The sequence below is a fragment of the Thioalkalivibrio sp. ALE11 genome (assembly GCF_000381205.1).
Classification (GTDB): Bacteria; Pseudomonadota; Gammaproteobacteria; order Ectothiorhodospirales; family Ectothiorhodospiraceae; genus Thioalkalivibrio.
Window position 1 is genome coordinate 215161 of sequence record NZ_KB906164.1, and the last position, 16401, is coordinate 231561.

Annotated in this window: 11 protein-coding genes; 7 read left to right on the forward strand and 4 right to left on the reverse strand. The window is 69.2% G+C overall.

The window, feature by feature from the left end; all coding sequences use genetic code 11:
* Positions 1 to 100 precede the first annotated feature (100 nt).
* Positions 101 to 3538: a PAS domain S-box protein gene (locus F620_RS0101045; protein WP_019569149.1), complete on the forward strand. Its 3438-nt coding sequence runs from the start codon at positions 101 to 103 to the stop codon at positions 3536 to 3538.
* 20 nt (positions 3539 to 3558) lie between these two features.
* A complete protein-coding gene (locus F620_RS0101050) occupies positions 3559 to 5388 on the forward strand; it encodes an EAL domain-containing protein (protein WP_019569150.1) in 1830 nt (609 codons plus the stop codon).
* Positions 5389 to 5403: 15 nt separating this feature from the next.
* On the opposite strand, the gene parC is transcribed toward F620_RS0101050, so the two are convergent.
* Positions 5404 to 7659, reverse strand: coding sequence for a DNA topoisomerase IV subunit A (gene parC, locus F620_RS0101055; protein ID WP_019569151.1), 2256 nt, complete (start codon positions 7657 to 7659; stop codon positions 5404 to 5406).
* Between the two features lie 174 nt (positions 7660 to 7833).
* Here parC and cls point away from each other — a divergent pair, with 174 nt between their 5' ends.
* Positions 7834 to 9258, forward strand: a complete 1425-nt coding sequence (cls, locus tag F620_RS0101060) for a cardiolipin synthase (protein ID WP_019569152.1) — start codon at positions 7834 to 7836, stop codon at positions 9256 to 9258.
* Here cls and F620_RS0101065 read toward each other — a convergent pair.
* Complete coding sequence (locus F620_RS0101065; RefSeq protein ID WP_019569153.1) at positions 9249 to 10934, reverse strand: diguanylate cyclase domain-containing protein; 1686 nt, start codon at positions 10932 to 10934, stop codon at positions 9249 to 9251. The genes cls and F620_RS0101065 overlap by 10 nt on opposite strands.
* A 143-nt stretch (positions 10935 to 11077) precedes the next feature.
* Here F620_RS0101065 and F620_RS0101070 point away from each other — a divergent pair, with 143 nt between their 5' ends.
* Positions 11078 to 11524 (forward strand): DUF3293 domain-containing protein, encoded by a 447-nt coding sequence (locus F620_RS0101070; RefSeq protein WP_019569154.1) that lies wholly within the window; start codon positions 11078 to 11080, stop codon positions 11522 to 11524.
* A 6-nt stretch (positions 11525 to 11530) separates the two neighbouring features.
* Here F620_RS0101070 and F620_RS0101075 read toward each other — a convergent pair whose 3' ends face one another.
* Positions 11531 to 11998, reverse strand: a complete 468-nt coding sequence (locus tag F620_RS0101075) for a CopD family protein (protein WP_019569155.1) — start codon at positions 11996 to 11998, stop codon at positions 11531 to 11533.
* 125 nt (positions 11999 to 12123) lie between these two features.
* Between F620_RS0101075 and F620_RS0101080 the strand changes: the two genes are divergently transcribed.
* From F620_RS0101080 to F620_RS0101090, 3 genes are read left to right on the forward strand one after another with little or no spacing between them, the layout of a single operon-like run.
* Positions 12124 to 13200: an SO_0444 family Cu/Zn efflux transporter gene (locus F620_RS0101080; protein ID WP_019569156.1), complete on the forward strand. Its 1077-nt coding sequence runs from the start codon at positions 12124 to 12126 to the stop codon at positions 13198 to 13200.
* A 13-nt stretch (positions 13201 to 13213) separates the two neighbouring features.
* Positions 13214 to 13885, forward strand: a complete 672-nt coding sequence (locus F620_RS0101085; RefSeq protein ID WP_019569157.1) for an O-methyltransferase — start codon at positions 13214 to 13216, stop codon at positions 13883 to 13885.
* A 55-nt stretch (positions 13886 to 13940) separates the two neighbouring features.
* Positions 13941 to 15629, forward strand: a complete 1689-nt coding sequence (locus F620_RS0101090) for a sensor domain-containing diguanylate cyclase (protein WP_019569158.1) — start codon at positions 13941 to 13943, stop codon at positions 15627 to 15629.
* A gap of 1 nt (position 15630) precedes the next feature.
* On the opposite strand, the gene F620_RS0101095 is transcribed toward F620_RS0101090, so the two are convergent.
* Positions 15631 to 16383, reverse strand: coding sequence for a glycosyltransferase (locus F620_RS0101095; RefSeq protein WP_019569159.1), 753 nt, complete (start codon positions 16381 to 16383; stop codon positions 15631 to 15633).
* Positions 16384 to 16401 lie beyond the last annotated feature (18 nt).

Sequence of the window (16401 nt, forward strand, 5' to 3'; positions counted from 1 at the left end):
TAGATAGGGGCGATACACGCGGGTTCAAGTCCCGGCCACACACACCATCGCCTGCATGACGTATCATCCCTTCGTGAACAACTTCCGCCCAGGTTCATGCATGCGGGCACCCCCCACCCCCGAAGACGAAGACCGGCGCCTGGCCGGCGTGCGCCGCCTGCTGCTCGAGGAGACCGACGGCGAGCGCCTGTTCGCGCCGCTGCTGCGCCAGACAGCGGCGCGACTGGAGGTCCCGATCGCGGTGGTCTCGGTGATCGACCATGACCACCAGCGCCTGCTGGGCACCCACGGCGCCTGTCACCGCCGCATACCGCGCGAGGTCTCGTTTTGCGCCCATGCCATCGCCACCCCGCAGCACACCACCATCGTCGAGGACGCGACCGACGATCCGCGCTTTGCCGACAACCCGCTGGTCACCGGCGAGCCCGGCGTACGTTTCTACGCGGGGATCCCCCTGACCCTGGAAGACGGCCTCGCGGTGGGCACCCTGAGCGTGATGGATACCCGGCCGCGCCGGTTCGATGCGGACCGGATCCGCGCGCTGGAGGACTTCGCCGGGCTCGCCGGGCACATCCTCCGTACCGAGTTCCTGCGTGGAGATTATGACGCCACCCGCTCTGCACACGAGCACCAAAGCCGCAAGCTGCACGCCGTGCTCGAGACCGCGGCCGCCGGCATCATCCAGATCGACGCCGGTGGCCTCATCGAGAGCTTCAACCCCGCGGCCGAGCGCCTGTTCGGTTACTCTGCCGACGAAGTCCTGGGCCGCAACGTGTCCATGCTCATGCCGGACCCCTGGGCGAGCCAGCACGACGACTACCTGCGCCACTACCAGACTACCGGGGAGGCGCGCATCATCGGGGTCGGCCGCGAGGTCCGCGGCCTGCATCGCGACGGGCACACCTTTCCGATGCAGCTCGCGGTCTCCTCCATCCGGATCGACGGCGGAGAGCACTACATCGGCATCGTCAACGATCTGACCGAACTGCACGAGGCGCAGGAACGCGAACTGCGCGAAAGCCGCCTGTTCAACGCGGTGCTGCGCGGCGCCCCCAATCCGATCTACGCCAGCGATGCCGACGGCCGCTACGTGGTGGCCAACCCGGCCTGCGAACCCCTGCTGGGCTTCGCGCCGGAAAAGGCCCTCGGAAGCACGGCCCACGATTTTTTCAGTGCCGACGTGGCCGACTATGCCCGCGCCCTCGACCACGAAGTCATGACCACCGGCCAGACCCGCACCCAGCCGCTGCATTTCGAGCACAACGGCCGGAGCTGGGAACTGGAACTGATCAAGACCCCGCTGGTCGGCCAGGACGGCCGTTCCGAAGGCGTCATCACCGTCGCCCACGACCTCAGCGAGATCACCCGTGCGCAGAATGCCCTGCGCGAGGCGGAACGCCGTCGCAGCCTGTCACAGCGCTTCGCGCGCATCGGTAACTGGAGCGTGGACGCGGTCACCGGCGAGCTGGACTGGACCCCGGAGGCCGCCGCCCTGACCGAAGGCGCCGAGCATCCCGCGCTGCAGGATCCGCGTTTCCTCACCGACATCGTGCTGCCGGAGGACCGTCCCCGCGTCCAGGGAGCGCTGAACGAAAGCCTGGCTTCGGGGACTCCGCTGGACGTGGAATTCCGTATCCGCACCTCGCCGCCGCGCTGGCTGCGCGCCCAGGGCGATCTGGAGCGCGACGACCGTGGCCGCCCGCGACACCTGCTGGGGATCGTCGAGGACATCGACGCCTACCGCAACGCGACCGCGCAGCAGCAGCGCCAGCAGCATCTGCTGGACGCCATGCGCCTAGCCACGATCCACTTTATGGAAACGGAATCCGGAGCGGATGTCTGGCCGTTTCTGCTGTACGCCCTGCTGCAGGTGACCGACAGTCACTACGGTTTCATCGGCGAAACCGAATGGCATCATGATCAGCCACGCCTCAGGATTCACGCCGTCACGAATATCGCGTGGGACGAGGACTCGGCTCAGCTCTACGAGGAGCTGCTCACGGGTGACCAGCGATTGTGCGGAACCGACAACCTGATCAGCCGGGTGCTCCGGGATGGCCACATGCTGATCGCCGACGACATCACGAAGGACCCGCGGGCCGGGGGTCTGCCCGAGGGACACCCGGACCTGGGACCGTATCTCGGCATGCCAATCTACCATGGCGATGAACTGGTGGGCATGTTCGGTATCGCCGGCCGCGCGGGCGGCTACGACGAGGCTCTCGCGGATTTCCTCGCCCCGTTTACCTCGACCTGCGCGATCCTCATCAACGCGTTGCATGACCGCGAGGCGCGCCACCGCGACCGCAAGGAGCTCGAACGGGCCATGCACGAGGCCGAACGCGCGAGCCAGGCCAAGTCGCAGTTTCTGTCCAACATGTCGCATGAACTGCGTACGCCGCTGAACTCGATCCTCGGTTTCGCCCAGCTGCTGGCGGAGAGCCCGCGCGAACCCCTGAGCCAGCGCCAGGCCCGCCAGGTGGCCCACATCCGTCAGAGCGGCACCCACCTGCTCAACCTGATCACCGATGTCCTCGACCTCTCGCGCATCGAGACCGGGCGCCTGACCCTGTCGCTGGAGCCCGTCGACATCGACGCGATCCTGCACGAGGCTCTGGAAATGGTGCGCCCGCTGGCCCGCGAACGCGAGATCAGCCTGCATCACGCGACCCCGGACCACGACTGGCCACCGGTGCACGCCGACGCCACCCGCGTACGCCAGATCCTGATCAACCTGCTGACCAATGCCATCAAGTACAACCGCGACCACGGCCGCGTGGAGGTCGTGGTGGATCCCGAGGCCTCCGTCCCGGAACACGCCGACGGCACCGCCCCCGGATACCTCGCGGTCGAGGTCCGGGACACCGGCCCCGGGATCCCGGAGGAACAGCGCCACCGCCTGTTCCAGCCGTTCGAACGCCTGGGTCAGGAAGGCGGAGGCATCGAGGGCACCGGTATCGGCCTGGTCATCGCGCGCGAACTGGCCACGCGCATGGGCGGCGACCTCGACTTCACCAGCACGGTGGGCGAGGGGTCCTGCTTCCGCATCGTGCTGCCGCGCAGCGAACAGACCGGAACGCCTGCGGACGTCGCGGGCCCGGCTTCCCCGGATGCCCCGGACGGACCCTCCGGTGGCGCGGATGACGGGCGACCGACCCACTGCTGGCGGGTGCTGTACATCGAGGACAACCCGGTCAACGTGGAACTGATGCGCGAGCTGATTGGCCATCGCGGGAATACCGAACTGAGCGTGGCCGGCAGCGCGGAACAGGGCCTGATCACCGCGCGCGAGTGGCAACCGGATCTGGTCATCCTGGACATCCATCTGCCCGGGATGAGCGGTACCGCGGCGGCACGGGTGCTGAAATCCCGGCCGGATACCCGCCATATCCCGCTGATCGCCCTGACCGCCGATGCCTCCCGCGAGCGGGTCGACGAAGGGAACCAGAACCCCGATTTCGAGGACTATCTGACCAAACCGCTGGATATCCCCGCTTTCCTGCAAACCCTCGACCGGCTCCTGCAGCCGGCCGACTGACGTCCGAGTCCGTCCCCGACATGCTGACACCCGACCACCGCCAGACCGCCGCCCGCATCCTCATCGTGGACGACAACCCGATGAACGTGGAGCTCCTGAGCACCATCCTGGAAGACGCGGGGTTCACCAACGTGCACGGCGAGACCAGCCCGCAACGGGCGCTGGAGACCTGGCGCGAGGAGGCCTTCGATCTGCTCCTGCTGGACATCCGCATGCCGGGCATGGACGGCCATCAGGTGATGGAGAACCTGAACGCGGAACTGGGCGAAGGCGACTGGCTGCCGGTGATCGTGCTGACCGCGCAGATCGACTCCGATACCCGGCAGCGGGCGCTGGCGGGCGGGGCCCTGGATTTCATCACCAAGCCGTTCGATGCCTCCGAGGTGGTCCAGCGCATCAGCAACCTGCTGCGGGTACGGGCCCTGCACAACGCCACGCACAACGAGGTGCAGGACCTGTCGCAAAGCCTCGAGACCCAGTCCCTGACCCTGAAGCGCAAGGACCGCGACCTTGAGTACCTGGCCCACCACGATCTGGCCACCGACCTGCCCAACCGCGCGGCGCTGCTGGAAACCCTGGAGCAATGGCTGCAGGACCCGGCGATCCCGGTGATCGATCTGGTGATGCTGCGCGTCAGTGGCCACGAGACCCTGGAACGCATGGAGGGCCACGCCGCCGCCGATCTGATGCTGCGCGAAACCGGCCAGCGCCTGCAGGGCCGCCTCGACGCCGCGGTAGGCCACCATGGCGGGATCTGCGGGCTCTGGGGCGGCGCCACCTTCCTGCTGCTGGCCCGCAGCGAACACGGGCTGACGGACGACGCCCTGCGCGACATGCTCGACACCGCCCTGCAGCGCCTGCAGATCGGCCAGTACGAGGTACGCCCGGAGATCGTGGCCGGACATGCGCGCACCACCGAGGCCGGCCACGACACCGGCGAGCTGATCCGCCGGGTCATGCTCACGCTGTCCAAGGCCGACCGCCGGCAGCTCCCCTGGCTCAGCTACGCCCCGGAACTGGAGCAGGCCGCCCGCCGGCGTCACCGCCTGGAACACGACCTCGCGCATGCCCATGACGGTCAGGGCCTGTCGCTGCTGTACCAGCCCAAGATCCACCTGCCCGATGGCATGGTCACCGGTTTCGAGGCGCTGATGCGCTGGGATCACCCCGAATTCGGCCGGGTCTCGCCGGGGGAGTTCATCCCGGTGGCGGAGACCACCGGCGCGGTCGTCAACCTCGGCGAGTGGGCCCTGCGCGAGGCGCTGGCCGCGACCTCCCGCTGGCGGGCATCGACCGGTGACTGCTACCCGGTGGCGGTCAACATCTCGGCACGCCAGTTCGAGGCCCTGACCGCGCGCGGCAACACGCTGACCGAAGCCGTACGGCTGGCCCTGGAACAGACCGGCACGCCGCCGCAGTGCCTCGAGGTCGAGATCACCGAGACCGCGATCATGCACAACCTCGATCAGGCCCTGGAAGAGCTGCATGCACTCCGCGAACTGGGGGTCTCCATCGCCATCGACGACTTCGGCACGGGGTATTCGTCGCTGGCCTATCTGCGACGGCTGCCGGTCTCCACCGTCAAGGTGGACCGTGCCCTGGTGGACGGCATCGCGGGCGACCCCGACATGCGCCGCCTGTTCGAGGCCATCCTCGCAGTCAGTCGCGGTTTCGGCCTGAAGACGGTCGCCGAAGGCATCGAGACCGAAGACGATGCCGCGCTTCTGCGGGAACTGGGCTGCCCCGTCGGCCAGGGCTTTCTCTATCACCGTCCGCTGCCCGAGGCCGATGCCCGCGCGCTGATCGTCCCGGCACAGGGCGCCACCGGCGCCGGGCAACGCCGTACATAGACCTCGCGGCTCGGGTCAGCGGCGTACCTCCAGCGAATCGACCTTCTGGTAACCGCGCGGCAGCTGACGCCCGCGGCGCGTGCGCTCGCTGACGTATTCGCCCCACTCCGCCGGCGCCAGCGCCTTGAAGCGCTTGCCGGCATGCACTACCAGGGTATCGCCCGGAGCCAGGGCCACCACCTCCTGCACCCGCTCCGAGCCGTCCTTGATCGACGACGCCGGGATCCCGGCCAGCTTGTTGCCCTTGCCGCGCGCCAGCTCCGGCAGCGCAGCCGCCGGGAACACCAGCAGATAGCCGCGCGTGGTCACCACGGCCAGATGGTCGTTCTCCGGATCCGGCACGGCGACCGGCGGCAGCACCGCCGCCCCGGCCGGCACGGTCAGCACGTTCTTGCCCGCCTTCTGGCGTCCCAGCAGCTCCTCCAGACGGGTGATGAAGCCGTAGCCATGATCGGTGGCCAGCAGCCAGCGATCCTCGCCGGCGCCGGTGGCCATGCCGACGAAATGGGCCCCCTCCGCCGGGTTCACCCGGCCCGACAGCGGCTCGCCCTGGCCGCGTGCCGACGGCAGGCTGTGCGCCTGCAGGGTATAGGCACGCCCGGTGGAGTCGACAAACGCCACCGGCTGATTGCTGCGCCCGGCGACCGCGGCGCGGAAGGCATCACCCGCCTTGTAGTTCAGACCGCGGGCGTCCACGTCGTGGCCCTTGGCGGCGCGCACCCAGCCCTTCTCCGAGAGCACGATGGTCAACGGCTCCGCCGGCACCAGCGCGGATTCGTCCAGCGGCCGCGCGGCTTCGCGTTCCACCAGCGGGGATCGCCGCTCGTCACCATAGTCGGCGGCGTCCTTCTCGATCTCCTGGCGCACGCGGGTCCGCAGGCGACGCTCGGACCCCAGGGTCTTCTCCAGCTGGTCGCGTTCCTGCGAGAGCTCGTCCTGCTCGCCGCGGATCTTCATCTCCTCCAGCTTCGCCAGATGCCGCAGCTTGAGTTCCAGGATCGCCTCGGCCTGGGTCTCGCTGAGGCCGAAGCGGCTGACCAGTTCGGGCTTCGGCTCGTCGTATTCGCGGATGATCGCGATCACCTCGTCGATGTTGAGATAGGCGATCAGCAGGCCTTCCAGCACATGCAGCCGCGCCTGCACCTTCTCCAGGCGCCACTGCAGGCGCCGGCGCACGGTCTCGATGCGAAACTCCAGCCATTCGCGCAGCAGCCCGGGCAGGTCGCGCACCTGCGGGCGGCCGTCCAGCCCGATCACGTTCATGTTCACGCGGTAGTTCTTCTCGAGGTCGGTGGTGGCGAACAGATGCGCCATCAGCGCATCGATGTCCACGCGGCTCGAGCGCGGGGTGATCACCAGGCGGGTCGGGTGCTCGTGATCGGATTCGTCGCGCAGATCCTCGATCATCGGCAGCTTCTTCGCCCGTATCTGGCTGGCGATCTGTTCCAGCAGCTTCGCCCCGGAGACCTGGTGCGGCAGCGCGGTGACCACGATATCGTCGCCCTCGCGCTCGTAGCGCGCCCGCGCGCGCACCGACCCCTGGCCGGTGGCGTAGAGCTTTTGCAGATCGGCGCGCGGGGTGACGATCTCCGCCTCGGTGGGGAAGTCCGGCCCCGGCAGGTGCTCGCACAGCTCGTCCACGGTGGCCTTCGGGTGTTCCAGCAGGTGCACGCAGGCCGCGGCCACCTCGCGCAGGTTGTGCGGGGGGATGTCGGTGGCCATGCCCACGGCGATCCCGGAGCCGCCGTTGAGCAGCACGTTCGGCAGCCGCGCCGGCAGCATCTTCGGCTCCTCCAGCGCGCCGTCGAAGTTCGGCACCCAGTCCACCGTGCCCTGCCCCAGCTCGGACAGCAGCAGCTGCGCATAGCGCGACAGGCGTGACTCGGTGTAGCGCATCGCGGCGAAGGACTTGGGATCGTCCGGCGAGCCCCAGTTGCCCTGCCCGTCCACGAACGGGTAGCGGTAGGAGAACGGCTGCGCCATCAGCACCATCGCCTCGTAGCAGGCGGCATCGCCGTGCGGATGGAACTTGCCGAGCACGTCGCCCACGGTACGCGCCGACTTCTTGTACTTGGCGGTGGCGGACAGCCCCAGTTCGCTCATCGCATAGATGATGCGCCGCTGCACCGGCTTCAGCCCGTCGCCGATATGCGGCAGGGCGCGGTCCAGGATCACGTACATGGAGTAATCCAGGTACGCCTTCTCGGTGAAATCCTTCAGCGGCAGCTGCTCGCCATTGGCGAACGATTCGGGAGTCAGGGAATGGCTCATGCGCGATTCTCGGCCGGGGAACGAAACGGAGGGCGACAGGGCTGGATTCCCGCGGGCCACCGTGGCGGGCACCGGGGAAAATCTTTAAGCTGCCGCCCGGCCCGCGTACTGTAGCGGGCCTGCGGCGGTTCATCCACAACGCCGCCACGCCACACCGTCACCGGGAGACCTGCTGTGCTCGACACCGGCTGGGCCGCCAGTGTTTTCGCCGTCGTCTCGCTCGCGATCGCCGTCGCCACCGCCGCGCACGCCCTGCTGCAGCGGCGCGACACCGGCATGCTGATCGCGTGGGTCGGGCTGATCTTCCTGCTGCCGCTGGCCGGCTCCATCCTCTACTGGCTGTTCGGCGTCAACCGCATCCGGCGCCGTGCGCATGCCCTGCGCGAGGGGCACCTGCTGTCCGGGCTGCAGCCGCACGAAGGGGCACGCCCCGCGCCGCCGGCGCGCTGGGAACGCCTGGTACACAGCGGCGACCGCCTGAGCCCGTTCCGCCTGACCGGCGGCAACGCGATGGAACCGCTGTTCGACGGCGACCAGGCCTTCGGCGCGATGCTGGAGGCGATCGATCGCGCGGAACATTCCATCACCCTGGCCACCTACATCTTCGACTACGACACTCAGGGCCAGCGTTTCATCCGGCACCTGCAGGCGGCGCGCGAACGCGGTGTGGCCGTGCGGGTACTGGTCGACGGCATCGGGGTGCGCTACAGCCGCCGCAACACCCTGCGCCATCTGCGCCGCGCCGGGCTCGTCGCCGCCCCCTTCCTGCCCGTGCACCACATCCCGCGCAGCCTCGCCGCGTTCAATCTGCGCAACCATCGCAAGCTGCTGGTGGTCGACGGGTATCGTGGCTTCACCGGCGGCATGAACATCCGCCGCGGGCACAGCCCCAGCGACCCCGGACGTCACCCGATCCAGGATCTGCATTTCGCCGTGCGCGGGCCGGTCTGCCGCCAGCTGCAACGGGTGTTTGCCGAGGACTGGGAATTCACCACCGGCGAACAGCTGAAGGGCGAAACCTGGTTCCCGCCACTGGACGCCGACGGCGGTGCCCTGCTGTGCCGCGGGCTGCCCGACGGCCCGGACGAGGACTTCGAGGTCCTCAACTTCACCCTGCAGGCGGCGATCGCCGAGGCCCGCGAGCGCATCGTGATCGCCACGCCCTATTTCCTGCCCGACCATGCCCTGGTGGGGGCGCTCAAGGCCGCCGCACTGCGCGGGATCCGCGTGGATATCCTGCTGCCGGAACACAACAATCTGCGGCTGGTGCAATGGGCCAGCCAGCCGGGCCAGGCGGAACTGCTGGAACGCGGCTGCCGCCTGTGGCTGACCCCGCCGCCGTTCAACCATTCCAAGATCATGCTGGTCGACGGCGAGTGGGTGCTGGCGGGCTCGGCCAACTGGGACCCGCGCAGCCTGCGGCTGAACTTCGAGTTCAACCTGGAATGCTACGACCCGGGGCTGGGCGGACGCCTGACGCAGTGGGCCGACGAGCTGCTGGAAGACTCGCGCGAACTCACGCTTACCGAGGTCTACCGCCGCCCGCTGCCGATCCGCCTGCGCGACGGCGCTGCCCGGCTGCTGACCCCCTACCTCTGATCCGACAGCACCAGTTCCTGGCCGGAACCGTTCTTGGCGACGTACATGGCGTGGTCCGCCTGCTGCAGCAGCTCCTCGGCCCGTTCGCCGTCGTCGGGATAGATCGCCGCCCCCAGACTCAGACCCACGCGTACCGCCTCCTGATTGATCTCCACCGGCTCGGCGAAACGCTGGTGCAGCTTGTGTCCCACGGCGCGCACGTCCTCGGGTCCGCCCACGGCCTCCAGCAGCAGGACGAACTCGTCGCCCCCCACGCGGGCGACCACGTCACTCTCGCGCACGCCACTGCGCAGGCGCGCGGCCACGGTCACCAGCACCACATCACCGGCATCGTGACCCAGACGGTCGTTGACCGGCTTGAAGCCGTCCAGGTCGCAGACCAGCAGCGCCAGACGCGTGCCGTTGCGCCGCGCCCGGCTCAGCGCCTGACGCAGGTGCTCCTGCAGCAGGCTGCGGTTCGGCAGTCCGGTCAGCGAATCATGATGGGCCTGATGCCACAGGCGTTGTTCGGATTGCTTGTCGCGAGTGATGTCGCGCACCATGCCCAGCACCCGCTGCGGGCGCCCGTCAGCATCACGCGATATCTCGCCCTCCACCCGCACGTGCCGCAGCCCGCCGTCGGGCAGCACGACCCGGTGCTCCAGGTGATAATGGCTGCCCTCGGCCAGCGCGGCGTTGATGCCCTGGCGCACCCGGGCACGGTCGTCCGGGTGGATGGCGTGCATGTAGGCCTCGAAACCGGCCGTGTCCCGTTCGGGATCCAGACCGAACAGCTCATAGACATTGGTCGACCAGTTGAGCTGCTCGCCGCGGATGCCCCAGTCCCAGTACCCCACGCCGGCGATGCGCTGGGCCTCCTCGAGGCGCGCGGAGGCATCCTCCAGCTCGGCGGTCCGCCGCGCCACCGCGGCCTCCAGCCCGGCCTGGGTCTCGCGCAGGCGCGCCTCGGCCCGGCGGCGCTGCACCAGTTCCTCCTGCAGCGCCGAATGATCCCGGCGGATGCGCCGGCGCACCTGAAAACCGATGCCGGCGATCAGCAGCATGGCCACGCCCGAGGCCATCACCATGACCTGCTGGGTATCCTCGTGCTGGCGCACCATCGCGCGAATGTCCGCCGCGTTCTGCTGTTCGAGAGCCGCGAGAAGGCGCTCGATCTGCTCCAGGGTGCGCTCCTGCGCCGGCATGATGCGGGAATACAGGGTCGGCAACGCCTCCTGACGGCCGCCGGCAAGGGCCAGGTCGATCATCTCGCTCATCAGCGGCGCCCCCACCGCGGTCATCTCGCGCAGTTCCGCCAGCAGACGCGCATGGCGGGGATCGTCGATCGCCCGATCCACCTCGTCGCGCGCCTCGATGAAGCGTCGGGCGAGGTCGCGGAATTCCTGGCGGTACTGGTCCTGCATGGCGGGGTCATCGGTGCTCAGGACCAGCGTCGCGCGCAGCGTCCGCTCGCGCACCAGCGCGCGCATGCGGTGGACACTGTCCACCCGCTGCACGTATTCCGCGGTCAGAGACTGGACCTCCTGCTGCAGCTGCTGCACGCGCAACCAGCTGACCACCGCCACCGCCGCCACCAGCAGCAGGACCAGCAGAAAGGCCCCGGTCAGATGCGAAGTCCGCCCGGGGACCCGACCGGAGGCCGACCCGCGGCTCACGTCCCGCCCCGCTGGATCCATGGCTTGACCGACATCCCGCTCCCCCTGTCGAATCGCCTGCCGTGCAGGTGCAACCTCGAGAGTGCCGCGACATGACCGAACAGACAAGCAGCGGGGGATCGTCTGCCCCCGGAAGCCGCGCAGAAATCCGGCGTCTGGAGCAGGTGTACGCCGCGGCGCACTACCGCGTACAGCTGCCGCCGGGGCCGGCCGGGGCCGCACAGGGTGGCGGCGCGACCCTGGAGCTGCGCATTGGCGAGCCCCACGCGGAACTGGCGCGCCAGCTGAGCGCACGGGGCCATGCACGGATCACGCTGATCACCGCACACAACCCCTTCAGCCGGCCATCCGGTGCGACGGAGAACGCCCGGCGCCAGGAACAGCTGCGGGCCACGATCACCAGCGCGGGACGACCCGCCTGGCCGGCCACCAGCGGCGACCCGGACGGAGAATGGCCCGAAGAACCCGGTTTCGGCATCCCCGACCTCCCGCCGGCGATCCGTGACCACTGGCTGGAAAAATTCGAGCAGAACGCAGTGGTGGAGTGCGAACCGCCGCGGGCACCGGAGCTCGTCTGGCACCCGCGCCTGCGCTCCGGGCCGGACCCCTGAGCGGGCTTACATCGGCAGCCGGCCGCCGGAGCCCACGGCCACGGTGACCAGACCCAGCACGGTATTGATCGCCACGAACAGGCGGATCTGGCCGACCCGACGCAGACCCTCGGCGATGTCTCCGGCCTCGGCGGCCTGCTTCAGCCGGCGGTACGGCGCAAAGAAGATGTGCGCGAAGATCAGCATCATGATGATGCCCAGCAGCAGCATGGTGTGCACGCTGGGATGCACCCCGCCCATGCCGCCGAGCACGCCGAAGATCAGGTAGAAGCCCGTCACCAGCACCACCGCGATGGAGGCCCACACCCAGGGGAAGAACCGCCCCAGCACCGCCGGCCACAGGCGCAGGCGCGTGGCGTCATCCAGCTCCGCGTTGGCCGCCGGGCGCAGGATGGCCCAGGCGAAGAACATGCCGCCCACCCAGATCACCACGGCCAGGACGTGGAGCACGTTCGCCAGTGCGTATCCCGTCATTATCATCTCCTTTCGTTGCATTGCGTGAATGGGCGGCAGTGTAGCCGCTCCCGCCGGGCGGTGCCGAACCGCCACCCGCACTGGTCGCTCTTGCACCCGCGCGGCACACAGCGAAGGATGGACTCATGGCAAGCGACATCCTTCAGGCCACCCTGCAACTCGCGCTCGCCGCCGCGCCCTGGCTGCTGGCGGGGCTGGCGGTCGCCGGCCTGGTGCGCGCCCTGTTGCCTCAGGAACGCCTGCAGGCCTGGCTGGGGGGATCCTCGGTGGGGGCCACGGCGCGCGGGGCGGTGGCCGGGGCGCCCTTGCCCCTGTGTTCCTGCGGCGCCATCCCGGCCGCCCTGGCCCTGCACCGAGGCGGCGCCGGATGCGGCCCCGCCACGGCCTTCCTGATCGGCAGCCCCGGCATCGGGATCGATTCGCTGGCGATCAGCTACGTCCTGCTGGGACCGCTGATGGCCGTGGTCCGGGGGCTCGGCGCGGTGGTTACCGCGCTGGCCACCGGGCTGCTGGTCGGAGCGGGAAGCCTCGCCCGCCAGACGCCGCCCGACCCCGGCCCGGACGATGTCGGCGGCGACGCCTGCGGCAGCACCTGCGGCAGCACCTGCGGCACGGAGGCCGCGCCGGCACCCGCCAGTCCCGGGCGCCTGGCCGAACTGCGCGGCGGCCTCGCCTACGCCTTTGGCGACATCCTCGACGACATCCGCCTGTGGCTGGTGCTCGGACTGCTGGTGGCGGGCGTGCTGCTGGCCACCGTACCGCCGGATGCGCTGGCCGCGTACGGCAGCGGGCCGGCCGTCATGCTCCTGATGGCGCTGGTGGGCATCCCCATGTATCTGTGTGCAACGGCGGCCACGCCCATCGCCGCCGGCCTGCTGGTGGCCGGCGTTTCGCCCGGGACCGTGCTGGTGTTCCTGCTGGCCGCGCCGATCACCAGCATGGCGACCCTGGGCGTCTATCGTCGGGAGATGGGCAATGCCGCGCTGGTTCGCTACCTCGTCGGGATCGTGGTATCGACCGTCGCCCTGGGGCTGCTGCTGGATCTGGCCCTGGCGCAGACCGGCTTCGATCCGCTGACCGGGGTCGAGGCCGCCACCGAATGGCTGCCCCACTGGCTGGAATGGGCGGCGCTGATCGCCCTGACCCTGGCCGCCATCCACCCGCTGCGCGGCCTGCAACGCCTGCGCGCAGTGTTTCCTTAACCCGGAGGTTGCCATGTCCACACGGTCCATCGGTCTCGATGACGAACTCCACCCGTATCTGCTCGATGCCTCGCTGCGCGAATCGCCGCTGCTGGCAGAACTGCGTGCGGAGACCGCGGCCCTGCCCGAGGCGCGCATGCAGATCGCCCCGGAACAGGGGCAGTTCATGGCCCTGCTCGCCCGGCTGACGGGTGCCCGGCGCTACCTGGAGATCGGCACCTTCACCGGCTACAGCAGCCTGGTCATCGCCGAGGCCCTGCCGGCCGACGGCCGGATCGTGACCTGTGATCTCAGCCGCGAATGGACCGACATCGCCGGCCGCTACTGGCGCCGCGCCGGCGTCGAGGACCGCATCGACCTGCGCCTCGGACCGGCCGCGGATGCCCTCCAGGCCCTGCGCGAAGAAGACCCCGCGGTCGAGCCCTTCGACCTGGCCTTCATCGACGCCGACAAGACCGGCTACCGCGAATACTACGAACACTGCCTCGCCCTGCTGGCGCCCGGGGGCCTGGTGATGATCGACAACACCCTGTGGCACGGCACGGTGGCCGACCGCAGCGATCAGCGCGAGGACACGGTAGCGATCCGCGAATTCAACCGGTTCGTGCACCGGGACGAGCGGGTGGATCTGTCGCTGGTGCCGATCGGCGACGGCCTCACACTGGCGCGCAAACGGGCCGCGTGACCCTCTGGTAAACTTGAACCATGCACGGTCTTTTATCTCCCTTCCCGCCCCCGGCATGAGCCTGCGCAGCCGCTTCCTGATGCTCGCCGGCGCCCTGCTCCTGGTCGGACTGGTCGGCGTCTGGTTTGCCTTCGAGCGCATTGCCGAAGGCATCATCGAGCAATGGGGGCAGCACGTCGCGGAGATCCAGGTGCGCTACGACAGCGCCCGCCTGCAGCAGCCGCTGGAACGCGAGATCGCCCTGTCGCACCAGCTGGCCGACTCCACCGCCATCCTCCGGTTCGCCCGCGAATCCGACAACCCCGACAGGGAGGCGGCCGCCATCGAGGAGATGGAGAGCTTTCGCGGCAATTTCCGCGACGAAAACTACTTCGTGGCCCTGCGCGAAAACGGCGCCTACTACCACAACAACGCCGACGACGAATTCGCCGACGACCCGCTGCGCTATCACCTGGACCCCGACGACCCCGATGATGCCTGGTTCTTCCGCCTGATCGAGGAGGAACGCGACTTCCATCTCAACGTCAATCCGGACACCGAGCTGGGGGTCACCAAGCTGTGGATCGACGTGCTGATCCGCGACCGCGACGGCTCCATCCTGGGCATGACCGGGACCGGCCTGGAACTGGACGGCATCCTGCACGACATCGTCGACATCGAGCAGCCGGGGATCACCACGGTGTTCGCCGACTTCAGCGGTGCCATCCAGCTCTACCGCGATCCGGAGTTCATCGAATTCGCCAGCCTGGTGCAGCCGGAGGGTCAGAAAAGCACGGTGGAACGCCTGGTCGACCGTCCCCGCGACCACCAGCGCATCCGCTCCATGATGGACGAACTGCGGAATGTGTCCGATCCGGAAGGCGAGGTGCGCACCGACTTCGTCCAGGTCGACGGGCAGCGCCAGCTGGCGGGCATTGCCCGGTTGCCGGCTCTCGACTGGTATGAAATCACCCTGCTGGACCTCGACGAGGTGATGCCGGTACGACATTTCACGCCGGTGCTGGTGGTCTTCGGCTTTACCCTGGCCCTGGTCCTGGTGCTGCTGCACATGGCCCTGCAGCGCCTGATTTTCCGCCCGGTGGCCGCGCTGGAACAGGCGATGGCACGCATCCAGTCCGGCGACCTGCGCCCGGTGGAACTGCCCGAGGCGCGCGGCGAGATCGGCCGCCTGATGCGGCACTACCAGAGCATGGCGGAGGCCATCCGCAACCAGACCCGCAACCTCGAGACCAAGGTCCGCGAGCGCACCGAGGCACTGCACGAAATGGCCCGCAAGGATCCGCTGACCGGACTGGTGAGCCGGCGGGGCATGGACGAGCTGCTGGATGACCATGCCCAGCGCGCGCGGCATTCCGGCGAGCCGTTCGGGGTCATCTATCTGGACCTGGACCACTTCAAGCCGCTCAACGACACCCACGGGCATGCCGAAGGCGATACCACCCTGACCCGGGTCGCCGAACGGCTGCGCGAAATCCTCGGCCCCGACGACCGGGTCGCGCGCTGGGGCGGCGACGAATTCCTGATCCTGCTGCACCCCTGCGACGAAGGCCGCCTGGCGGCGACGGGGCAGACCGTCGTGGAGGCCGCCGCCCGGGTCGAGACGCCGGAGGACACGCCGGTGACCTTCAGCGCCGGGGGCCATCTCGCGCAGCCCGGCGAACCCGTCGACGAGATCCTCGAACGCGCCGACCACGCCCTGTATTCGGCCAAGGAATCCGGACGCAACCGCTTCGACGTGCTCTGAGTCAGGGTTTGCGCGGGGGACGCGTGTACCAGAACCAGCTCAGACGCCGCGAACGCAGGCTCCAGGGCAACAGCAGCACCTGCAGCACCACCAGGACGTGGCGCGCGGGGTGGAACCAGTCCTCCTTGCGCCCCGAGGTCAGCACCGGCGTCTGCAGGATCTCGAAACGCTGCCCGCGCGCCCTGCCCCGGCGCTTCAGCGCCCGTGACAGGAACACCTCCTCGCCCGCATAGACCGCCTCGCTGAAACCGCCCGCGGCCGCGAACGCCTCGCGGGTGCAGAACACGTAGCAGCCCGCCGCCAGACCCAGGCGCGCGGAGAGGGCGTTCCATGCGACCGCGCCCCAGCGATAGATGCGATGGTCGAGGTGATCGAAGGCGACCCGGGCGCCACCGCCGCACACCGTTCCGCTGTCGAGCGCGTCCAGCGTGGCCTGCAGCAGTTCGGCATCGGGCCAGGTGTCGGCATCGACGAACAGCAGGTACTGCCCGCGAGCCGCCCCGGCACCCGCATTGCGCGCCCGGCTGATCCTGCGCTCCGGCTCGTACACCACCCGGCAGCCCGCGCGCTGCGCGATCTCCGGGGTGGCATCCGTGGAGGCATTGTCGACCACGATGATCTCGCTGGCCCGTTCGACACCGGCCAGCGCCCCCTGGACCGCGGCCAGGGTCCGCGGCAGCCATTCCGCCTCGTTCCACGCGGGGATGATCACGGACAGGCCCGGAGCACCGCGGACAAAAGCGTCGAATTTCACGGATTCACCTCCTCGTCG

Excerpts from the sequence above, each read along its gene's own strand:
- F620_RS0101080 (WP_019569156.1), top strand. The coding sequence starts at position 12,124 with ATGGCAAGCGACATCCTTCAGGCCACCCTGCAACTCGCGCTCGCCGCC.
- parC (WP_019569151.1), bottom strand. The coding sequence starts at position 7,659 with ATGAGCCATTCCCTGACTCCCGAATCGTTCGCCAATGGCGAGCAGCTG.
- F620_RS0101075 (WP_019569155.1), bottom strand. The coding sequence starts at position 11,998 with ATGACGGGATACGCACTGGCGAACGTGCTCCACGTCCTGGCCGTGGTG.
- F620_RS0101090 (WP_019569158.1), top strand. The coding sequence starts at position 13,941 with ATGAGCCTGCGCAGCCGCTTCCTGATGCTCGCCGGCGCCCTGCTCCTG.
- F620_RS0101045 (WP_019569149.1), top strand. The coding sequence starts at position 101 with ATGCGGGCACCCCCCACCCCCGAAGACGAAGACCGGCGCCTGGCCGGC.
- F620_RS0101050 (WP_019569150.1), top strand. The coding sequence starts at position 3,559 with ATGCTGACACCCGACCACCGCCAGACCGCCGCCCGCATCCTCATCGTG.
- F620_RS0101085 (WP_019569157.1), top strand. The coding sequence starts at position 13,214 with ATGTCCACACGGTCCATCGGTCTCGATGACGAACTCCACCCGTATCTG.
- F620_RS0101065 (WP_019569153.1), bottom strand. The coding sequence starts at position 10,934 with ATGGATCCAGCGGGGCGGGACGTGAGCCGCGGGTCGGCCTCCGGTCGG.